Genomic DNA, 16,419 nt, shown 5'->3' on the forward strand with positions numbered 1-16,419 from the left:
CGCTCCCGCCGCCACCTCTCTGCGGGCGCGGACGCGCTCGCTTCGTGGCACGCTGCGCGTGATGGATCGCGACGGACGCGCCGTGCTCGACGAGGCCGTGCGCCAGGCCCGTGCCGCGCTGGGCGGGCGCCTGTCGCTGTTCTGGGGCGACTGGGCGACGTTCGGCGCGCCGGCCCGCCGCCCGACCCCGTCGCGCTGGTCGCCGCCGGCCGCCGCCCGCTGACCAAGACCGTCCTGTTCCCGGTCCGCTTCCTGGCGACCGCGGCCGCCGGCCTGGCGGGCAGCAACGACGAGGCCGTCGCCTGGTACGTCGCCGAGGATCGCCCGGCCACGCGCCTGGCGCGTGCCGCGCTGCGCTGGCGGACCGAGCCCGTGGCCGACGCCGAAGCCGCCGCCGCGCTGGTCGCCGAGCAGTTGCCCGGCCTCTACGCCGAGGCGCGGGCCGCGCTGGGCCTGGGCTGAGCGGCGCGGCGCGCCCCGCGCTCGCGCTCGCGCTCGCGCGACAGACGACGGCGTACGGCGAGGCGCTAGCCGATCAGCGCCGTCGGTCCTGCCCGGTCGCGCGGCGCAGCGCCGCCGCGGTGGTGCGCGCCTCCTGGGCCCACTCGGCGCGCTGCTCGGCGTCCAGGATCCCGCCGTGGGCGGCGGACGCGGCGCGCGCCTCCTTGGCCGCCGCGGCCTCCTGGGCGGCGACGAGCTGCTCGGCGGCCCGCGCCGCGTCCTGGGGATCGAAGGCCCGGTCGGCGATCACCGACGCGGCGAAGCGCGGACGACCCGGGACCTCGATCTCGTGCTCGTCGGGCCGCTCGCCGATCCGCAGCGGCCGGAAGCGCCAGGTCAGCAGCCAGCCGTCGTCCTCGGCGGTGACGGCGAACTGGTCGTGGGCCACCTCGGGATCCTCGGTGCCCGCCTGCGGCCGTCGCTCGCGGACCGCGCGCAGCTCGGATCTCTGGGCCCAGGACCGTCGCAGCCGCCACGACTCGCGCACGGCCATCCAGAGCCAGGCGATGACCACGAACGAGCTCAGCATCGAGCCGACGCCGCCGAGCAGCCCGAGCAGCGGCTCGCCGGCGGCGACGCCCGCGGCGCCGACCGCCAGCAGGACCGGCGCGAGATACGTCCAGCGTCGCAGCGTCGGCTGCGCGCGCCAGACCTGGACCGTCACGTGCCGGAACGGATGGCGATACGGCGCCTCCAGCTCGGCGCGCGACGCGGGTCGGTCGGGAAGCGGGCGGTCGTCCGGCACTCAGCCGGTGATCATGCCACCGGCGACCGTGTCGTTGGACGCGGAGTCGATCAGGATGAACGCGCCCGTCGAGCGGTTGCGGGCGTAGGGGTCGGCCAGCAGCGGCCGGCGGGTCCGCAGGCGCACGCGCCCGATGTCGTTGAGCGCCAGCTCCTCCGGCGCCGGACCGCGGCCGAGCGTCTCGACGTCGACGACGTCGTCGATGCCGTCGACGATCGCCTCGGCCGTGTGCGTCAGGTGCTTCAACAAGTACCGCGCGCCGGGGCGCAGCGGCCGCTCGGAGAACCAGCAGACGTCGGCGACCAGCTCGCGGCGCACCGAGGTCTCGTCGGACGCGTGGACGATCACGTCGCCGCGCGAGGCGTCCACGTCGTCCTCCAGCCGCACGGTCACCGACTGCGGCGGGAACGCCTCCTCCATCGGCCCGTCGAGCGTCTCGACCGCCGCCACCGTCGACTCGACGCCGCTCGGCAGCACGCGCACGCGGTCGCCCGGCCGGATGACGCCCGAGGCGACCTGGCCCGCGTAGCCGCGGTAGTCGTTGCCCTCGGAGCGGATCACCAGCTGGACCGGGAAGCGCAGGTCCTCCAGGTTGCGGTCGTCGGCCGGGTCGATGGCCTCCAGGTGCTGCAACAACGGCTGCCCGGCGTACCAGGCCATGCGCTCGGACGGGTCGACCACGTTGTCGCCGACCAGCGCGCTGATCGGGATGTAGGTCACGTCGCGGGCAGTGAGCTTCTCGCGGAAGGCGCAGAAGTCGCGGACGATCTCGTCGAAGCGCTCCTCGGAGTACTCGACCAGGTCCATCTTGTTGACCGCGACCACCAGGTGCGGGATCCCGAGCAGCGACGCGATGAACGCGTGGCGCTTGGTCTGCTCGACCACGCCGTGGCGCGCGTCGACCAGGACGATCGCGACGTCGGCCGTCGACGCGCCGGTGACCATGTTGCGCGTGTACTGCACGTGGCCGGGCGTGTCGGCCAGGATGAAGTCGCGCGCGGGCGTCGCGAAGTAGCGGTAGGCGACGTCGATCGTGATGCCCTGCTCGCGCTCGGCGCGCAGGCCGTCGGTCAGGCGCGACAGGTCCAGCTCGCCGTCGCGGCCGTTGAGGTCGGCGTACTGGTCGGCGAGGATCGCCTTGGAGTCGTGCAGGAGGCGGCCGATCAGCGTGGACTTGCCGTCGTCCACGGAGCCGGCGGTGGCCAGTCGGAGAAGCGTGCTCATGGGTGCGTCGATCAAGTCCTAGAAGTAGCCGGCGACCTTGCGGTCCTCCATCGCCGACTCCGACACGCGGTCGTCGGCGCGGGTCTCGCCACGCTCGGTGATGTTGGTGGCCGCGATCTCGGCGACGACGGCGTCCAGCGTGGAGGCCTTCGACGCGACCGCGCCCGTGCACGACATGTCGCCGACCGTGCGGTAGCGGACGCTCTCGGTGAACGGCTCGGAGTCGCGCTCGTCGCGCGTGATGAACTCCGACTCGGCGTACAGCATGCCGTCGCGCTTGAAGACCTCGCGCTCGTGGGCGAGGTAGATCGAGGGCACCTCGATCTCCTCCTGCAGGATGTACTGCCAGACGTCCAGCTCGGTCCAGTTGCTCAGCGGGAACGCGCGGACGTTCTCGCCGCGGCGCACCTGCGTGTTGTAGATGTTCCACAGCTCGGGCCGCTGGGCCTTGGGGTCCCAGCCGCCGAAGTCGTCGCGGAAGCTCAGGATCCGCTCCTTCGCCCGCGCCCGCTCCTCGTCGCGGCGCGCGCCGCCGAACGCCGCGTCGAAGCCGTGCTCGGCCAGGGCATCCAACAACGTCACCGTCTGGAGGCGGTTGCGCGACGCCCGCGGCCCGGTCTCCTCGACCGCGCGGCCCTGGTCGATCGACTCCTGCACCGAGGCGACGATCAGCCGCTCGCCGAGGCGCTCGACCATCCTGTCGCGGAACTCGATCACCTCGGGGAAGTTGTGCCCCGTGTCGATGTGCATCAGCGGGAACGGGAACTTCCCGGGCCGGAACGCCTTCTCGGCCAGCCGCACGAGGACGATCGAGTCCTTGCCGCCGCTGAACAGCAGCACGGGCTTCTCGCGCTCGGCGGCGACCTCGCGCATCACGTGGATGGCCTCGGACTCCAGCGCCTGGAGATGGGACAGGGTGCGGGTGCTCATGCGGGAGCGACCTCCGTCTTGGGTGCTTCGGAAGGGGCGCGCGGCGCGATCGGCCGCGCGCGGTGGATCAGCGCCGCGACGACGCCGACGATGCAGGGGACGCCGACGATCGTCCACGTCGGCAGGTCAACGCCGGCCTTGGTCAGCACGCCGAGCGCCGAGCCCAGGAGCACGCACCCGAGCGCCGGGCGCAGGACCACGGCGGGGACCTTGTCGACCAGCGCGCTGCCGATCAGCACGCCCGGGAGCGAGCCGATCAAGATGGTGCCCATCAGGGCGAAGTCGACGTTGCCGGCGACCAGCTGCGCGAGGCCGGCGGCCCACAGCACGATCGCGGCGTGGAAGACGTCGGTGCCGACGACGCGGTGCGGCGTGAGGCGGAAGACGAGGATCAGCGCGAGGCCGATCAGCGCGCCGGAGCCGACCGACGTCAGCCCGAGCAGGAAGCCGAGCACGGCGCCGAGGGCGGTCGCGCGGACCTTGGTGCGAGTGTCGAGGAAGACCGTCTCGCGCTCGCGCTCGATCGCCGCGCGCAGGAACAGCGCGCGGAAGAGCATCGACAGCGAGACCACCAACAACGCGATCGCCACGCCGGCCAGCAGGATCGACGGCGAGTGCTTCAGCCACAGCTCCAGCACGACCACGCCGAGGACCGAGCCCGGCACCGAGCCGAACGCCAGCCACTTCGACACGCCGAGGTCGACGGTGCCCTTGCGCAGGTGCCGCCAGCCGCCGAGCGTCTTGGTGACCGCGCCGTAGGCGAGGTCGGTGCCGATCGCCACCGTCGGGTGGATGCCGGCGAAGAGGATCAGCAGCGGGGTCATCAACGACCCGCCGCCGATCCCCGTCATGCCGATGAGGATCCCGACGCCGAGGCCGAAGACGATGACAACGGGGTCCATCGCGGCGTCAGGCCTTCAGACGACGTGGAGACCGCACTCGGTCTTGTCGGTGCCCGCCCAGCGGCCCTCACGGCCGGAGCCCGGCTGCGTGCAGGTCGCGCAGCCGATCGACGCGTAGTCCTGGTCGTGCAGCGGGTGGTAGGGCAGGCCGCGCTCGACGATGCGGGTCCAGACGTCCTTCTCGGTCCAGAACGCGAGCGGGTTGTACTTCATGACGCCCGGACGTTTGGCGTCGGGCTCGATCAGCTCGGTGTGCGCGCGCGTGTCGGCCTGCTCGCGGCGGATGCCGGTGACCCACGCGTCGGCGCCCTCCAGCGCGTGCTCCAGCGCCGCGACCTTCAGCGGCGTGCAGCAGTGCTCGGGGCCGGTCCAGGGGCGCTCGGCGTTGGCCGCGTCCTCGACGTCGATGTGGACCCGGTAGTGGTCCTCGAACGCCTTCCAGGTGGTCAGCGTCTCGGGGAACAGCACGCCCGTGTCGATCGTCACGACACGGGTGTGCGGCGCCACCGCGAGCAGCTCGTCGAGGATCACCGACTCCTCCTTCTGGAAGGAGCACAGGAAGACGAGCCGCTCGTGCTGGGAAGCGGCCTTCAGCGTCTCGGTGAGCTGGTCGCTCAGACCGCGCACTCGCCCTCGCCCCGCTGCACCACGTACGGCTGGTTGCGGTCCCAGTCCATGAACATGTTCATGGTGTCGAGGCCGAACTCGACCGGCATCGCGAGGTCGCCCTTGACCTCGTCCTCGAAGCGGGTCGTGCCGACGCGCTCGGAGTAGGCCTTGAAGGTCTCGCCCTCCTCGCGCTCGTTCTCGTACATGCGCAGCCAGCGCTCGACGGCGTCGGGGACGCGCTTGGCGGGCAGGCGCACCTTGAGGCGCTGGCCGTAGATGACCTCGCCCTCCTCGTAGACGCCGCCGACGTGCGCGACGTAGGCCGGGATCGTGTGCTCGCCGACCTTGATCGACGCGCCGTAGAACCCGATGTCGGCGATGTGGTGCTGGCCGCAGCCGTTGGGGCAGCCGGAGTTCTTGATGTGCACCTTGCGCGTGAGCGGGTCGGTGATCTCCATCTCCAGCAGCTTGCGGTTGATGGCCGCGTTGAGGCCCATCGAGGAGGTGATGCCGAGCTTGCAGGAGTCCGTGCCGGGGCACGAGACGTTGTCGGTGATCTCCTCGGCGCCCGCGTCGCCCAGGTTGATGTCCTTGAGGCGGTTCCAGAGGTCGTAGACGGCCTCGTCGCGGACCCAGCGCAGCACGACGTTCTGGCTGATCGTCATGCGCGCGGCGCCGCCGCTGAACTCGCGCATGATCTGGCCGATCGCGCGGAACTGGTCGGGCGTGAGGTCGCCGCGGTAGACCTTGATCTCCACCGCGTTGAAGCCGGCCTGGCGCTGCGGGATGACGTTGGACTCGCGGAAGCGCTCGAAGGCGGCGCGGTCCTCGTCGGTCGGCGTGCCGTAGGACTCCGGCATGGCCGGGGCGTCGGCCTCCTCGTCGTGGAGGAAGAGGCGGTGCTCGATCGAGAAGTCGCGCTCGGCGACCCAGTCGCCCTTCAACTCCTCCTCGACCTGGTTGCGCAGCTCGTCGATGCCGAACTTGTCGACGAAGACCTTGATGCGGGCGCGGGCGCGGTTGACGCGCAGCCAGTCCTGGCGGTCGAAGATCCGGAAGACCGCCTCGGCGATCTTGAGGTAGTCGCCGTTGTCGGCCAGGACGAAGTCGTAGAGCACCGGCGCGATGCGCGGCATGATCGACGTGCCGCCGCCGACCACGACCTGGAAGCCCTTGTTGCCGTCGGCGTCGATCGCCGACAGGAACGCGATGTCGTGGATGCCGGTGATCGAGCGGTCCTTGGCGGGCGTGCCGTCGAACGCGGTCTTGATCTTGCGCGGCATCAGCTGCGTCGTGGGGTGGCGCACGAAGTAGCGGACGTAGGCGCCGGCGTAGGCGGTCGGGTCGAAGACCTCGCCGTCGAGGATCCCGGCCCACGGGTCGCCCGTGACGTTGCGCACCGTGTTGCCGCAGCCCTCGCGGGAGGACAGGTTGGCGGCCGACAGCTCCTGGATCAGCTTGGCGGCGTCGCGCAGCGGCACGTGGTGCATCTGGATGTTCTGCCGCGTCGTGATGTGCCCCTTGTTGAGCGGCACGTACTTCTCGATGACGGTGGCGAACGCGTCCATCTGGTCGGGCGTGATGCCGCCGAAGGGCAGCTTGACCCGGATCATCTGGACATCGGGCTGGCGCTGGCCGTAGACGCCCTGCTTCAGGCGGAAGCCGATGTACTCGTTCTCGGGCGTCTCGCCGGCGAGGAACTTCTCGGCTTCGTTGGTGAAGTCTTCGAACTCCTGCGCGATCGCCGGGATGATGTGACCGGGGACGTTCTCGTAGACCTCGGGGTTCGAGAGGGTCCCCTTGCGGCCGACGGTGGTGGGCTCCATGGGCGGCAAGGTACCAAAACCCGATCGCAAATCCACCTTTTGGCTCTGCCCTGTCGGCAAGGGGTTTGCGCACGGATTCGGTGCGGAAACCGGTCAGACCCGCGCCCGGCGGCGTTCCAGCTCGGCCCGCTCGACCGCGTTGGCGGTCGCGGCGATGGCGCGGTCGTAGGCCTCGGCGGCCGCGTCGGGCGCGCCGGTGCGGCGCAGCAGCTCGGCGTGGGCGGCGTGCAGCGGCGCGTAGCCGCGGAGGCGGTCGTCGTCCAGCAGCGGACCGATGAGCTGCAGGCCGGCCTCGGGCGCGCCGGCGAAGGCGAGGGCGGCGGCGCGGTTGATCCGGATGACCGGCGAGGGCGTGTGGCGGTCCAGCTCGGCGTAGAGCGCGGCGATCTCGACCCAGTCGGTCTGGCGCGCGTCGGCGGCGGTGGTGTGCAGCGCGGCGATGGCCGCCTGCAGCTGGTAGGGCCCGGCCCGGCGGAGCGCGAGCGCCTGGTCCAGCGCGCGGGTGCCCTCGGCGATGCGGCCGCGGTCGTAGCGCGTGCGGTCCTGGGCGTCGAGCGCGACGAAGGCGCCGGTGGCGGGGTCGACGCGGGCGTCGCGGCGGGCGTCCTGCAGCAGCATCAGCGACAGCAGCCCGAGCACCTCGGGGTCGTCGGGCATCAGCTTCACCAGCAGCCGGCCGAGCCGGATCGCCTCGCCGCACAGCTCGCCGCGCACCAGCCGATCGCCCGAGGACGCGGCGTAGCCCTCGTTGAACACCAGGTAGACGACGCTCAGCACGCCGCTCAGGCGCTCGGGCAGCAGCTCGGGCGGCGGCACGCGGTAGGGGATCCCGGCGGCCGCGATCTTGCGCTTGGCGCGGGTCAACCGCTGGTACATGGTCGCCTCGCTCACCAGGAACGCGTGCGCGACCTCGGCCGTCGTCAGCCCGCCGAGCGACTTCACGGTCAGCGCGACGCGCGCCGCCGGCGCCAGCGCCGGATGGCAGCAGGTGAAGATCAGCCGCAGGCGGTCGTCGGCGATCGCGGGCGGCTCGGGCTCGTCGTCCGGATCGACGTCGTCCTCGGCGTCCGTCCACGCGTCGCTGAGGTGCGCCAGCCGCCGGACGCGGTCGGCCAGCGCGCGCTCGCGCCGCAGCCGGTCGATCGCCTTGCGCCGCGCGGTCGTGGTGATCCACGCGCCCGGACGCTCCGGCACGCCGTCGCGCCCCCACGTCGCCACCGCCGCGGCGAACGCGTCCTGCAGCGCGTCCTCGGCCAGGCCGAAGTCGCCGACCTGGCCGATCAGCGTGGCGAGGATCGCCGGGCCCTCCTCGCGGAAGGCCCGGCCGACGGCGTCGTCGTCCTCGCGCGCGGTCACGGCGCGTCCGGGAGCTCCATGACCGGGCGGATCTCGATCGAGCCGTACGGCGCGTTGGGGACGCGCGCCGCCCACTCGACCGCGGCCTCGTGGCTGGGGAGGTCCACGAGGTAGTAGCCGCCGAGCATCTCCTTGGTCTCGGCGAAGGGCCCGTCGGAGATCAGCGTCTCGCCGTCGCGGACGCGGACGGTCGTCGCGGTCTCCAGGCCCTGCAGCGGGTTGTCGCCGACGTGCACGCCCGCGTCGTGCAGCGACTGCCCGTAGGCCACCCACTGGTCGAACGACGCGCGCATCTCGGGCGACGCGCGGACCTCCGGCGGCGAGTACAGCAGGAACATGAACTTCACGAGGTCGACTCCACGGTCTCGCGGTCGAACGTCATGACCGGCCGGACCTCGACCGAGCCGGCGCCGACGCTCGGGATCCGCGCCGCCCAGCCGAGCGCGGCGTCGAGGTCGGGCACGTCGATCAGGTAGTAGCCGCCGAGCATCTCCTTGGTCTCGGCGAACGGGCCGTCGGTGACGAGCGTCTCGCCGTCGCGGACGCGGACGGTCGTCGCGGTCTCCAGGCCCTGGAGCGCGTCGCCGGCGACCATCGCCCCGGACTCCTGGAGCTGCCGGGTGTACTCCATCCAGACCGGGTGCATCGCCGGGTCGGGCTCGGCGTCGGTCGGCATGTAGATGAGCAGCAGGTACTGCATGGCGCGTGGCCTCCTGTCGGTGAGGGTCGGTTCGCATGGTCGACGGACGGGGTCCGCCGATTCGACAGGAGCGCGCGGAGTTGGCGCGCGGGCGCTCGGCCGAGCTTAGTTGCCCCAGGGCACGGGGTCGCCCCACGGCGACGGCCCGTCGGGCTCGCGGCCCACGCCCTCCAGCAGCGCCGTGCGCAGCCACGGCGACGGCTTGGGCTGCTCGGCCACGACCACCGGCGCGAAGTCGCGCATGAACCGCTCCAGCGCGGCGACAACCGCCGCCGCCTCCTCCGGGGAGGCCGAGGGCGCGACGATCTCCAGCTGCGGGCGGCGGTTGGGCACGGGCGAACCCTAGCGCCGAGGGACCGGCTCGCGCTCCACGATCGCCGCGAGCTGCTCGCCCGCGTCGAGGAACGACGCCTCGACCAGCTCGGCGGCGGCCTCGGCGTCCCCGGCGCGCAGCGCGGCGAGGATCGCCGGGTGCGAGCTCTCGGTCGGGTCGAAGGCCGCGCGCGTGAACAGCCACAGGTCCATCCGGCGCAGGCGCGGCACGAGCAGCTCGGCCGCGATCGTCAGGTCGGGGTCGTCGGCGACCTCGAAGAAGCGGCGGTGGAAGGCGGTGTCGTGGTCGATCGCGTCGGCGATCCGGCCCTCGCGCAGGGCGGCGAGCGAGGCGTCGGTCAGCCGCTCGAGCTCGGCGAGGTCGTCGGCGGTGAGACGGTCGGCGGCGCGCCGGGTGGCGTCGGCGTGCAGTTGGGCGACGGTGCCGAACGCCTCGCGGGCGAGCGGCAGGTCGAACGGGAGCAATTCGGTGGTGGTGGACATCAGCATCTCCATGGAGAACGCTAATGGGGCGCGAATGTCCCGGAACTGGTGCTAACTCTACTCAGCACTAGGCTTGCCCCATGCCGGAAGTCGCCGTCCTCGACCATGACGCGGTGCTGGCGGCGGTCTCGCCGCGGGCCGCGATCGACGCCACGCGCGAGGCGTTCCTGCGCCACCGCCGCGGCGAGTGGGTGATGCCGGCCAAGGTCTACCTGGACGCGTCGCCGCACGGGGACTTCCGCGCGATGCCCGCGCTCGGCGACGGGCTGGCGATCCTGAAGTGGATCTCGTCGTTCCCGCGCAACCCGGCCGCCGGGCTGCCGACGGTGATGGGCGTGCTGCTGGTCTCCGACGCGCGGACCTCTCAGCCGGTCGCGATGCTCGACGCGCGCTCGGTCACCGCGCTGCGCACGGGCGCGGTCGCCCCGGTGGCCGCGCGGGCGCTGGGGCGCGAGGGCGCGGCGTCGGTGGGCCTCGTCGGCTGCGGCCTGCACGGTGCCTGGGCGGCCCGCTGCCTGGCGGCCGACGGCTACGGCCCCGGCGTCTGCTTCGACCCGCGGCCCGAGGCCGCCGAGGCGCTGGCGAGCGAGCTGGGCTGGCGCGCCGGGACGCGCGAGGAGGCGCTGGACGCCGACGTCGTCTGCTGCGTGACGCCGGGCGCGGAGGTCGTGCTGGACGCCGGCGACCTGCATCCCGGCCAGCACTACAACATGCTCGGCGCCGACGGCCCGGGCAAGGCCGAGGCGACGATCGGCGCCGTCGCCTCGTGCGCGCTGTTCTGCGACGAGTGGGCGCAGGCCTCGCACGGCGGCGAGCTGACCGGCGCGGTCGAGGAGGGCCTGGTCGAGCGCGACCGGGTCACCGACCTCGGGGCCGTGCTGGCGGGCGAGGCGCCCGGCCGGCCGGGGCCGGAGGCGGTGACGATGTTCGACTCCACCGGGCTGGCGATCCAGGACCTGGCGATCGCCGCGGCGGCCGTCGCCGCCTGGCGCGACGGCCGCGTGGCGGCGCAGACGGTGACGCTTTAGGACACCCCAGCCGCGCGAAGGAGCCCCTGGCGAGTTCGCGCCCGCATTGCGAGCGTCCTGCGCGAGTCATTGCGCAGGGCCGTGCTGGCCCTTGATGCTCGGGGAGCCCGGCGCCACCTTGTAGGTCCAGTCCGCGCCCGGCAGCTTGGCCGTCGAGCGCTTCTTGATGGTCTGCATCCGCACCATCTCGCAGGTGAAGCCGGTCGACGTCGCGGTCACCGCGCCGAAGCCGTGGTGGTCGAAGTCCGCGTTGTCGACCTGCGGGTTGATGTCGCGCAGCGCGTCGATCAGCGCCGCGGGCGTCGCCGGGTGGCTGTCGTTGCCCTTGATGACGTTGCCGCCGCCCGCGTCCAGGTTCGTCTCGCCCAGCGACTGCGAGGTGATCGACCCGCCGACCAGCTCGGTCGCGACCGTGTCGCCCGCCGCGCCGTCGCCCGTGCGCACGTCGCCCGCGATGAACGTGTGGATGTCGCCGGTGACGAACACCACGTCGCCGATCTTCTTGTCGCGGATGTGGGTCAGCAGCTCCTCGCGCTCCTGCGGGTAGCCGAGCCAGTTGTCGTAGGTGTAGTTCGCGCCGCCGAGCACGCGCGTCGGCATGATCGTCACCTCGTTGGCCATGACCTTCCACTTGGCCTTGGACGCGCTGAGCGTGGACTTGACCCAGTTCATCTGCGGCCGGCCGAGGAAGTCGCGCGGCTGGTCGTAGTCGGCGCAGGGCGCGACGACCGCGTCGTCGCAGGGCTGGTTGGCGCGGTAGCTGCGCTGGTCCATGATCACCAGGTCGACGTTGGAGCCGAACGACAGCTTGCGGTACAGCCGCTCGCCGTTGGCGAACGCGGGCATGTTCTCGAAGAAGGCACGGCGCGCGGCCTTCTTGCGGGCCTGGCTGAAGTGCTTGCCGGGCGGCAGGCCGCCGTCGGCGGGCTCGCCCGCGTAGTTGTCCTGGACCTCGTGGTCGTCCCACAGCATCACCATCGGGAACTTCGAGTGGACCGCGCGCAGCAGCGGATCGGTGCGGTAGAGCTGGTACTTGGCGCGGTAGTCGGCCAGCGTCACCGCCTCGCGCACGATGTCGGGGTTCTGCGGGTTCTCGCGCCCGATGTTGTCGTCGCGGACCGCCGTCTTGGTGCCCTTGACCGAGTGGTAGGACTCGGCGTAGATGTAGTCCCCGAGGCAGACCACGAAGTCGTAGTCGCCGTCGGCCATGGCGTCCAGGGCGTTGTAGTAGCCGTGGGTGTAGTCCTGGCAGGAGAAGAACGCGAACTTGACGGGCTCCTTGGAGTCCGCGGGCAGCGCGGTCCGGAAGCGGCCGACCGCGCTGTCGGCCGTCCGGGAGGAGAACCGGTAGTAGTACTGCTCGTGGGCCTTCAGCCCGCCGACCCGCGCCTTGACGGCGTGGTTGGACGTCGCGCCCGTCTTGATGCTTTTGCGCGCGACGACGTGGCGGAAGGACCTGTCCTTGGCGACCTCCAGCTCGATCGTCCCCGAGCCGCCGCCGCCCGCCGGGTCGAAGCGCGTCCACAGGCTGATCCCCTTGGGCGTGGGATCTCCGGCGACCACGCCGTCCGGGAAGTGGCCTCCGCGAAACGGCTTGGCGTAGGCCAGCGTGCCGGCCAGCCCGGTGGGGACGAGGACGGTGGCGGCGGCGCCACCGGCGCGCGCGATGAGCTGACGACGGGTCTGCATGCGCGGAACCTATCCGCGCGAGGTGATGCTCGTGTGAATGTTCTCGGCGCTCAGACCGGGCGCATGACCCGCGTCTGGACGTCGTCGAGGTAGTCGCCGGGGTTGCGCGGCAGGCCGGCGCGCTCGGGCGAGTTGTAATAGGCCTCGTCGACCGCCTCCCAGCCGTCGGGCGCCTCGTGGCCGACGACCCACGTGAACGTCGCCCCGGCGTCGTCGCGCCACGCGCCGAGCACGGTGAACCCGTGGGCCTCGCGGGCGGGGACGACGTGGTCGCGCCACAGCGCGACGAACTCGTCCATCGCGCCCGGCTTGACGGTGTAGGTGCGGACCTGGCAGAGCATCGCCGGCAGCCTACGTGGCGGCCGGCTCGCGCGTCGGCGCCGCGGCCTGCCGGGCCAGGAACGGCAGGACGACGGCGGCCACCGCGTCCGGCGCGTCGGCCAGCGGCCAGTGCCCGCTGGCGGGCAGGATCTCCACGCGCGCGTCGCGGAAGACCTCGCGCTGGCGCTCGGCGAGCCGCACCTTCAGGTACGGGTCCTTGGCGCCCCAGACGACGAGCGTCGGCCGCGGGTGCTCGCGCAGCCTCGGCGCGACCGCCTCGACGTGCGGGCCGATCGGCGTGTTGCGGTACAGCCGCAGCACGGCCCGGCGCGTGCCCTGGTCCTGGTAGAGGTCGTAGAGGTGGTCGCCGAACGACGCGGGGAAGGTCGGCGGGTTCGTCCGCCGCATGAACTGCCGCGTGCCGCCGCGCGTCGAGGTCATGAAGAACAGCTCGCCGAGGCCGGGCGTGCGCCAGACGCGCGCCAGCGCGTGCCACTTCTCGCGCAGGATGACGCCCGTGTTGACGAGCGTCGTCGACGCGTGGCGCTCCGGGTGGTCGACCGCCCACTGCAGGCCCCACGGCCCGCCGAAGTCGTGCAGGACGAGGTGGACGCGCGTGACGCCGAGCGCGTCCAGCGCGCCCGCGAGGTGGCGAGCGTAGCCGGGCACCGTGTAGGGCAGGTCGCGCGGCTTGTCGGCGTCGCCGTAGCCGGGCATCGTGATCGCGACGGCGCGGGCGAAGGCGCCGGCGGGCTCCAGCAGCGCCCGCCAGTCCTCGGCGACGCCGGGGTTGCCGTGGACGAAGACGACCGCCTCGGCGGCGTCGGCCGGGCCGGCCTCCAGGACGGGGGAGCGGACGCCGTCGACGGTGACCGAGGTCGTGCGGATCGTGGCGGTCATCGGGTGGCTCCCATCGCCATCGCGCGGGCGAAGCGCCGCGGGGTGAACGTCCGGTCCAGCGGCCGCGAGCGCGCGGCGACCTCGGCCATCAGGCCCGCGGTCCGGCCGTCGCGGACCGCGGCGCGGTACAGCGTGCGCTCGAACACGTTGAAGTCGCGGCCGGTCGAGAAGTCGCACATCATCATGTGGTGGCCGCGCAGCATCCGGCGGTGCTGGCGGCGGTAGCGCTCCAGCGCCGGATCGGGGTCGGTGCCGGCGGTCAGCGGCCCGGCCAGCTCGTCGGCCAGCCACTGCGCGCTCATCAGCGCGAAGCCGCAGCCGACGCCCCACAGCGGGTCGCTGGCCTGGGCGGCGTCGCCGACGAACGCGACGCCGGGCCGCGCCGCGGGCCGCACGACGTTGGGCATGTCGAGCTTGCCGATCATCGGCGAGACGCGCGTGGCGCGCGCGAAGTCGGGCGCGCCGGGCAGGCGCGCGAACGCGGCTCGCAGCGCCGCCTCGGGGTCGGCCTTGAACGTCGCCAGCCGCTCGCGGCGCACGAACGCGGCGGCGACCGTCAGCCCGTCGTCGTTGGGGAAGCAGTAGTAGGTGTCGGCCCCGAGCCACATCTGCGCGTGCGTCGGGCTCGCCCCGGTCAGCTCCAGGTCCCGGTAGTAGGCCATGTAGCCGATCCGCCCGTGGGGCAGGACGCGGCCCGGGACGTCGGCCAGCCGCGCGAGCGTGCTGCCGCGGCCGTCGGCGCCGACCACGACGTCGGCGTCGATCGCGACCGTCTCGCCGTCGGTGGTGCGACCGCGCAGGCCGGACGGGCGCCCGGTCGCGTCGCGTGCGACGCCGGTGACCGTCACGCCCTGGCGGACCGTGACGTTCGGCGTGCGCGCGGCCAGCTCGCGCAGCATCGGGTCGAGCTTCTCGCGCCGGATCGAGTAGCCGTAGGCCTCGTCCGGCATGACGAAGAACCCGCTGTCCTCGGTCCACAGCTCCAGCCCGTTGCGGACCGCGCCGGCGGCCTCCATCGTCTCGGCGATCCCGAGCCGCTCGAAGACCGGCGTTCCGCCCGCCTGGACGAAGTGCGTGCACGTGACCTTGTAGTGCTCGGGCTTCGGGCTCTTCTCCAGCACCGTGACGCCGATGCCCTGGCGGCCGAGCAGCGCGGCCAGCGTGCAGCCGGCGATCGAGCCCCCGGCGATGACGACCTCTGAGCGATCCGGCATGGGCCGCCACGCTACTCCTGTGAGTAGCGTGGCGCAACCCACCGGCGCAAGGGCCTACAGCGGGATGTTGCCGTGCTTGCGCTTCGGCCCCGGCTCGCGCTTGGTCTGCAGCGTGTGCAGCGCGTTGATGAGCTTGGGCCGGGTCTCGTGCGGCAGGATCACGTCGTCGATGTACCCGCGCTCGGCGGCGGAGTACGGGTTCGCGAACCGCGCCTTGTAGTCGTCCATGAGCTTCTTGCGGCGCTCGTCGGGCGTCGGGGAGGACGCGAGGTCGCGGCGGTAGATGATGTTGACCGCGCCCTCGGGGCCCATGACGGCGACCTCGGCCTGGGGCCAGGCGAAGTTGAAGTCGGCCAGCAGGTGCTTGGAGGCCATGACGTCGTAGGCGCCGCCGTAGGCCTTGCGGGTGATGACCGTGATCTTCGGGACCGTCGCCTCGGTGTAGGCGTACAGCAGCTTGGCGCCGTGGCGGATGATGCCGCCCCACTCCTGCGAGGTGCCGGGCAGGAAGCCCGGGACGTCGGTGAGCGTGATCAGCGGGATGTTGTAGGCGTCGCAGGTGCGGACGAAGCGCGCGGCCTTGGCCGACGCGTCGATGTCGAGCACGCCCGCCATGTGCGCCGGCTGGTTGCCGACGACGCCGACCGCGAAGCCGTCCAGGCGCGCGAAGCCGCAGACGATGTTCTTGGCGTAGTGCTCGTGGATCTCGAAGAACTCGCCGTCGTCGACGACCAGGCGGATGACGTTCCGCATGTCGTACGGCTTGTTGGGGTTGTCCGGGACGACCGTGTCCAGCTCGGGGTCCTGGCGGTCCGGGTCGTCGGTCGGGTGGACCCGCGGCGGCGTCTCGAGGTTGTTCTGCGGCAGGAAGGACATCAGGTACCGCGTGTCCTCGAGCAGCTGCTCCTCGTCGTCGGCCGCGAGGTGCGCGACGCCCGACTTGGTGTTGTGCGTCATCGCGCCGCCGAGCGACTCGAAGTCCACCTCCTCGCCCGTGACCGTCTTGATGACGTCGGGGCCGGTGATGAACATGTGCGACGACTCCTTCACCATGAAGATGAAGTCGGTGATCGCCGGCGAGTACACCGCGCCGCCCGCGCACGGGCCCATGATCAGCGAGATCTGCGGGATGACGCCCGAGCACTTGACGTTGCGGGTGAAGACGTCGCCGTAGGCGCCGAGCGAGACGACGCCCTCCTGGATGCGGGCGCCGCCGGAGTCGTTGATGCCGATCACCGGGCAGCCGATCTTGGCCGCCAGGTCCATGATCTTGCACATCTTCTCGGCCATGACCTCGCCGAGCGAGCCGCCGAAGACCGTGAAGTCCTGGCTGAAGACGCACACGCGGCGGCCGTCGATCGTCCCGTGGCCGGTGACGACGGCGTCGCCCCACGGGCGCGTCTTCTGCATGTCGAAGTCGATCGTGCGGTGGCGTACGAACGTGTCCAGCTCCTGGAAGGAGCCGGGGTCGAGCAGCTTCTCGATGCGCTCGCGCGCGGTCATCTTGCCGCGTGCGTGCTGCTTCTCCTCGGCCTCGGGCGACGAGTGCATCGCCGCCTCGCGCAGCTCGTTGAGCTGGGCGAGCTTCTCTTCGAAGGTCTCGGGGTTCTTCTCGCGCTGGGTCATGGGCGGCGGCGAACTCTAGTTCGCCGGCCCGA

Annotated in this window: 18 protein-coding genes; 2 read left to right on the plus strand and 16 right to left on the minus strand. The window is 72.3% G+C overall.

The window, feature by feature from the left end; translation table 11 throughout:
- The first annotated feature begins 61 nt into the window (after positions 1 to 61).
- Positions 62 to 223, plus strand: a complete 162-nt coding sequence (locus VFG42_RS21690) for a hypothetical protein (protein WP_324910901.1) — start codon at positions 62 to 64, stop codon at positions 221 to 223.
- 312 nt (positions 224 to 535) lie between these two features.
- Here VFG42_RS21690 and VFG42_RS21695 read toward each other — a convergent pair whose 3' ends face one another.
- From VFG42_RS21695 to VFG42_RS21745, 11 genes are all read right to left on the minus strand, one after another.
- A complete protein-coding gene (locus VFG42_RS21695; protein WP_324910902.1) occupies positions 536 to 1,246 on the minus strand; it encodes a hypothetical protein in 711 nt (236 codons plus the stop codon).
- The gene (locus VFG42_RS21700) at positions 1,247 to 2,470 is read right to left on the minus strand and encodes a sulfate adenylyltransferase subunit 1 (protein WP_324910903.1); all 1,224 of its coding nucleotides are present in this window, start codon (positions 2,468 to 2,470) and stop codon (positions 1,247 to 1,249) included. It abuts the gene before it with no gap.
- Between the two features lie 18 nt (positions 2,471 to 2,488).
- Positions 2,489 to 3,400 carry a sulfate adenylyltransferase subunit CysD gene (gene cysD, locus VFG42_RS21705; RefSeq protein ID WP_324910904.1) on the minus strand — a complete coding sequence of 304 codons (912 nt, stop codon included), beginning with the start codon at positions 3,398 to 3,400 and terminating at the stop codon, positions 2,489 to 2,491.
- A complete protein-coding gene (locus tag VFG42_RS21710; RefSeq protein ID WP_324910905.1) occupies positions 3,397 to 4,302 on the minus strand; it encodes a sulfite exporter TauE/SafE family protein in 906 nt (301 codons plus the stop codon). Before VFG42_RS21710 ends, cysD begins: the two co-directional genes overlap by 4 nt.
- A gap of 15 nt (positions 4,303 to 4,317) precedes the next feature.
- Positions 4,318 to 4,929 (minus strand): phosphoadenylyl-sulfate reductase, encoded by a 612-nt coding sequence (locus VFG42_RS21715; RefSeq protein ID WP_324910906.1) that lies wholly within the window; start codon positions 4,927 to 4,929, stop codon positions 4,318 to 4,320.
- On the minus strand, positions 4,917 to 6,737 hold the full coding sequence (locus VFG42_RS21720) for a nitrite/sulfite reductase (protein WP_324910907.1): 1,821 nt from the start codon (positions 6,735 to 6,737) through the stop codon (positions 4,917 to 4,919). Before VFG42_RS21720 ends, VFG42_RS21715 begins: the two co-directional genes overlap by 13 nt.
- A gap of 93 nt (positions 6,738 to 6,830) precedes the next feature.
- The gene (locus VFG42_RS21725) at positions 6,831 to 8,093 is read right to left on the minus strand and encodes an RNA polymerase sigma factor (RefSeq protein ID WP_324910908.1); all 1,263 of its coding nucleotides are present in this window, start codon (positions 8,091 to 8,093) and stop codon (positions 6,831 to 6,833) included.
- Positions 8,090 to 8,431 (minus strand): YciI family protein, encoded by a 342-nt coding sequence (locus tag VFG42_RS21730; protein ID WP_324911205.1) that lies wholly within the window; start codon positions 8,429 to 8,431, stop codon positions 8,090 to 8,092. Before VFG42_RS21730 ends, VFG42_RS21725 begins: the two co-directional genes overlap by 4 nt.
- 5 nt (positions 8,432 to 8,436) lie before the next feature.
- The gene (locus VFG42_RS21735; RefSeq protein WP_324910909.1) at positions 8,437 to 8,793 is read right to left on the minus strand and encodes a YciI family protein; all 357 of its coding nucleotides are present in this window, start codon (positions 8,791 to 8,793) and stop codon (positions 8,437 to 8,439) included.
- A 105-nt stretch (positions 8,794 to 8,898) separates the two neighbouring features.
- On the minus strand, positions 8,899 to 9,126 hold the full coding sequence (locus VFG42_RS21740; RefSeq protein ID WP_324910910.1) for a hypothetical protein: 228 nt from the start codon (positions 9,124 to 9,126) through the stop codon (positions 8,899 to 8,901).
- A 9-nt stretch (positions 9,127 to 9,135) separates the two neighbouring features.
- Complete coding sequence (locus VFG42_RS21745) at positions 9,136 to 9,609, minus strand: FCD domain-containing protein (RefSeq protein ID WP_324910911.1); 474 nt, start codon at positions 9,607 to 9,609, stop codon at positions 9,136 to 9,138.
- Between the two features lie 80 nt (positions 9,610 to 9,689).
- On the opposite strand from VFG42_RS21745, the gene VFG42_RS21750 reads away from it, so the two are divergent.
- A complete protein-coding gene (locus VFG42_RS21750; protein ID WP_324910912.1) occupies positions 9,690 to 10,637 on the plus strand; it encodes an ornithine cyclodeaminase family protein in 948 nt (315 codons plus the stop codon).
- A 66-nt stretch (positions 10,638 to 10,703) separates the two neighbouring features.
- On the opposite strand, the gene VFG42_RS21755 is transcribed toward VFG42_RS21750, so the two are convergent.
- The 5 genes from VFG42_RS21755 to VFG42_RS21775 are packed head-to-tail and all read right to left on the minus strand — an operon-like array spanning position 10,704 to position 16,387.
- Positions 10,704 to 12,326, minus strand: coding sequence for an alkaline phosphatase D family protein (locus tag VFG42_RS21755; RefSeq protein ID WP_324910913.1), 1,623 nt, complete (start codon positions 12,324 to 12,326; stop codon positions 10,704 to 10,706).
- A gap of 50 nt (positions 12,327 to 12,376) precedes the next feature.
- Positions 12,377 to 12,667, minus strand: a complete 291-nt coding sequence (locus tag VFG42_RS21760; RefSeq protein WP_324910914.1) for an NIPSNAP family protein — start codon at positions 12,665 to 12,667, stop codon at positions 12,377 to 12,379.
- Between the two features lie 10 nt (positions 12,668 to 12,677).
- The gene (locus VFG42_RS21765; protein WP_324910915.1) at positions 12,678 to 13,547 is read right to left on the minus strand and encodes an alpha/beta fold hydrolase; all 870 of its coding nucleotides are present in this window, start codon (positions 13,545 to 13,547) and stop codon (positions 12,678 to 12,680) included.
- Positions 13,544 to 14,761: an NAD(P)/FAD-dependent oxidoreductase gene (locus VFG42_RS21770; RefSeq protein WP_324910916.1), complete on the minus strand. Its 1,218-nt coding sequence runs from the start codon at positions 14,759 to 14,761 to the stop codon at positions 13,544 to 13,546. The genes VFG42_RS21765 and VFG42_RS21770 overlap by 4 nt, the downstream gene beginning before the upstream one ends.
- Before the next feature lie 54 nt (positions 14,762 to 14,815).
- Complete coding sequence (locus VFG42_RS21775) at positions 14,816 to 16,387, minus strand: acyl-CoA carboxylase subunit beta (RefSeq protein ID WP_324910917.1); 1,572 nt, start codon at positions 16,385 to 16,387, stop codon at positions 14,816 to 14,818.
- Positions 16,388 to 16,419 lie beyond the last annotated feature (32 nt).

Origin of the sequence: Baekduia sp. (genome assembly GCF_035685985.1) — a bacterium.
In the GTDB taxonomy this organism is placed as follows: domain Bacteria; phylum Actinomycetota; class Thermoleophilia; order Solirubrobacterales; family Solirubrobacteraceae; genus Baekduia.

Excerpts from the sequence above, each read along its gene's own strand:
- VFG42_RS21690 (WP_324910901.1), top strand. The coding sequence starts at position 62 with ATGGATCGCGACGGACGCGCCGTGCTCGACGAGGCCGTGCGCCAGGCC.
- VFG42_RS21700 (WP_324910903.1), bottom strand. The coding sequence starts at position 2,470 with ATGAGCACGCTTCTCCGACTGGCCACCGCCGGCTCCGTGGACGACGGC.
- cysD (WP_324910904.1), bottom strand. The coding sequence starts at position 3,400 with ATGAGCACCCGCACCCTGTCCCATCTCCAGGCGCTGGAGTCCGAGGCC.
- VFG42_RS21710 (WP_324910905.1), bottom strand. The coding sequence starts at position 4,302 with ATGGACCCCGTTGTCATCGTCTTCGGCCTCGGCGTCGGGATCCTCATC.
- VFG42_RS21720 (WP_324910907.1), bottom strand. The coding sequence starts at position 6,737 with ATGGAGCCCACCACCGTCGGCCGCAAGGGGACCCTCTCGAACCCCGAG.
- VFG42_RS21730 (WP_324911205.1), bottom strand. The coding sequence starts at position 8,431 with ATGTTCCTGCTGTACTCGCCGCCGGAGGTCCGCGCGTCGCCCGAGATG.
- VFG42_RS21735 (WP_324910909.1), bottom strand. The coding sequence starts at position 8,793 with ATGCAGTACCTGCTGCTCATCTACATGCCGACCGACGCCGAGCCCGAC.
- VFG42_RS21745 (WP_324910911.1), bottom strand. The coding sequence starts at position 9,609 with ATGTCCACCACCACCGAATTGCTCCCGTTCGACCTGCCGCTCGCCCGC.
- VFG42_RS21750 (WP_324910912.1), top strand. The coding sequence starts at position 9,690 with ATGCCGGAAGTCGCCGTCCTCGACCATGACGCGGTGCTGGCGGCGGTC.
- VFG42_RS21755 (WP_324910913.1), bottom strand. The coding sequence starts at position 12,326 with ATGCAGACCCGTCGTCAGCTCATCGCGCGCGCCGGTGGCGCCGCCGCC.
- VFG42_RS21760 (WP_324910914.1), bottom strand. The coding sequence starts at position 12,667 with ATGCTCTGCCAGGTCCGCACCTACACCGTCAAGCCGGGCGCGATGGAC.
- VFG42_RS21765 (WP_324910915.1), bottom strand. The coding sequence starts at position 13,547 with ATGACCGCCACGATCCGCACGACCTCGGTCACCGTCGACGGCGTCCGC.
- VFG42_RS21770 (WP_324910916.1), bottom strand. The coding sequence starts at position 14,761 with ATGCCGGATCGCTCAGAGGTCGTCATCGCCGGGGGCTCGATCGCCGGC.
- VFG42_RS21775 (WP_324910917.1), bottom strand. The coding sequence starts at position 16,387 with ATGACCCAGCGCGAGAAGAACCCCGAGACCTTCGAAGAGAAGCTCGCC.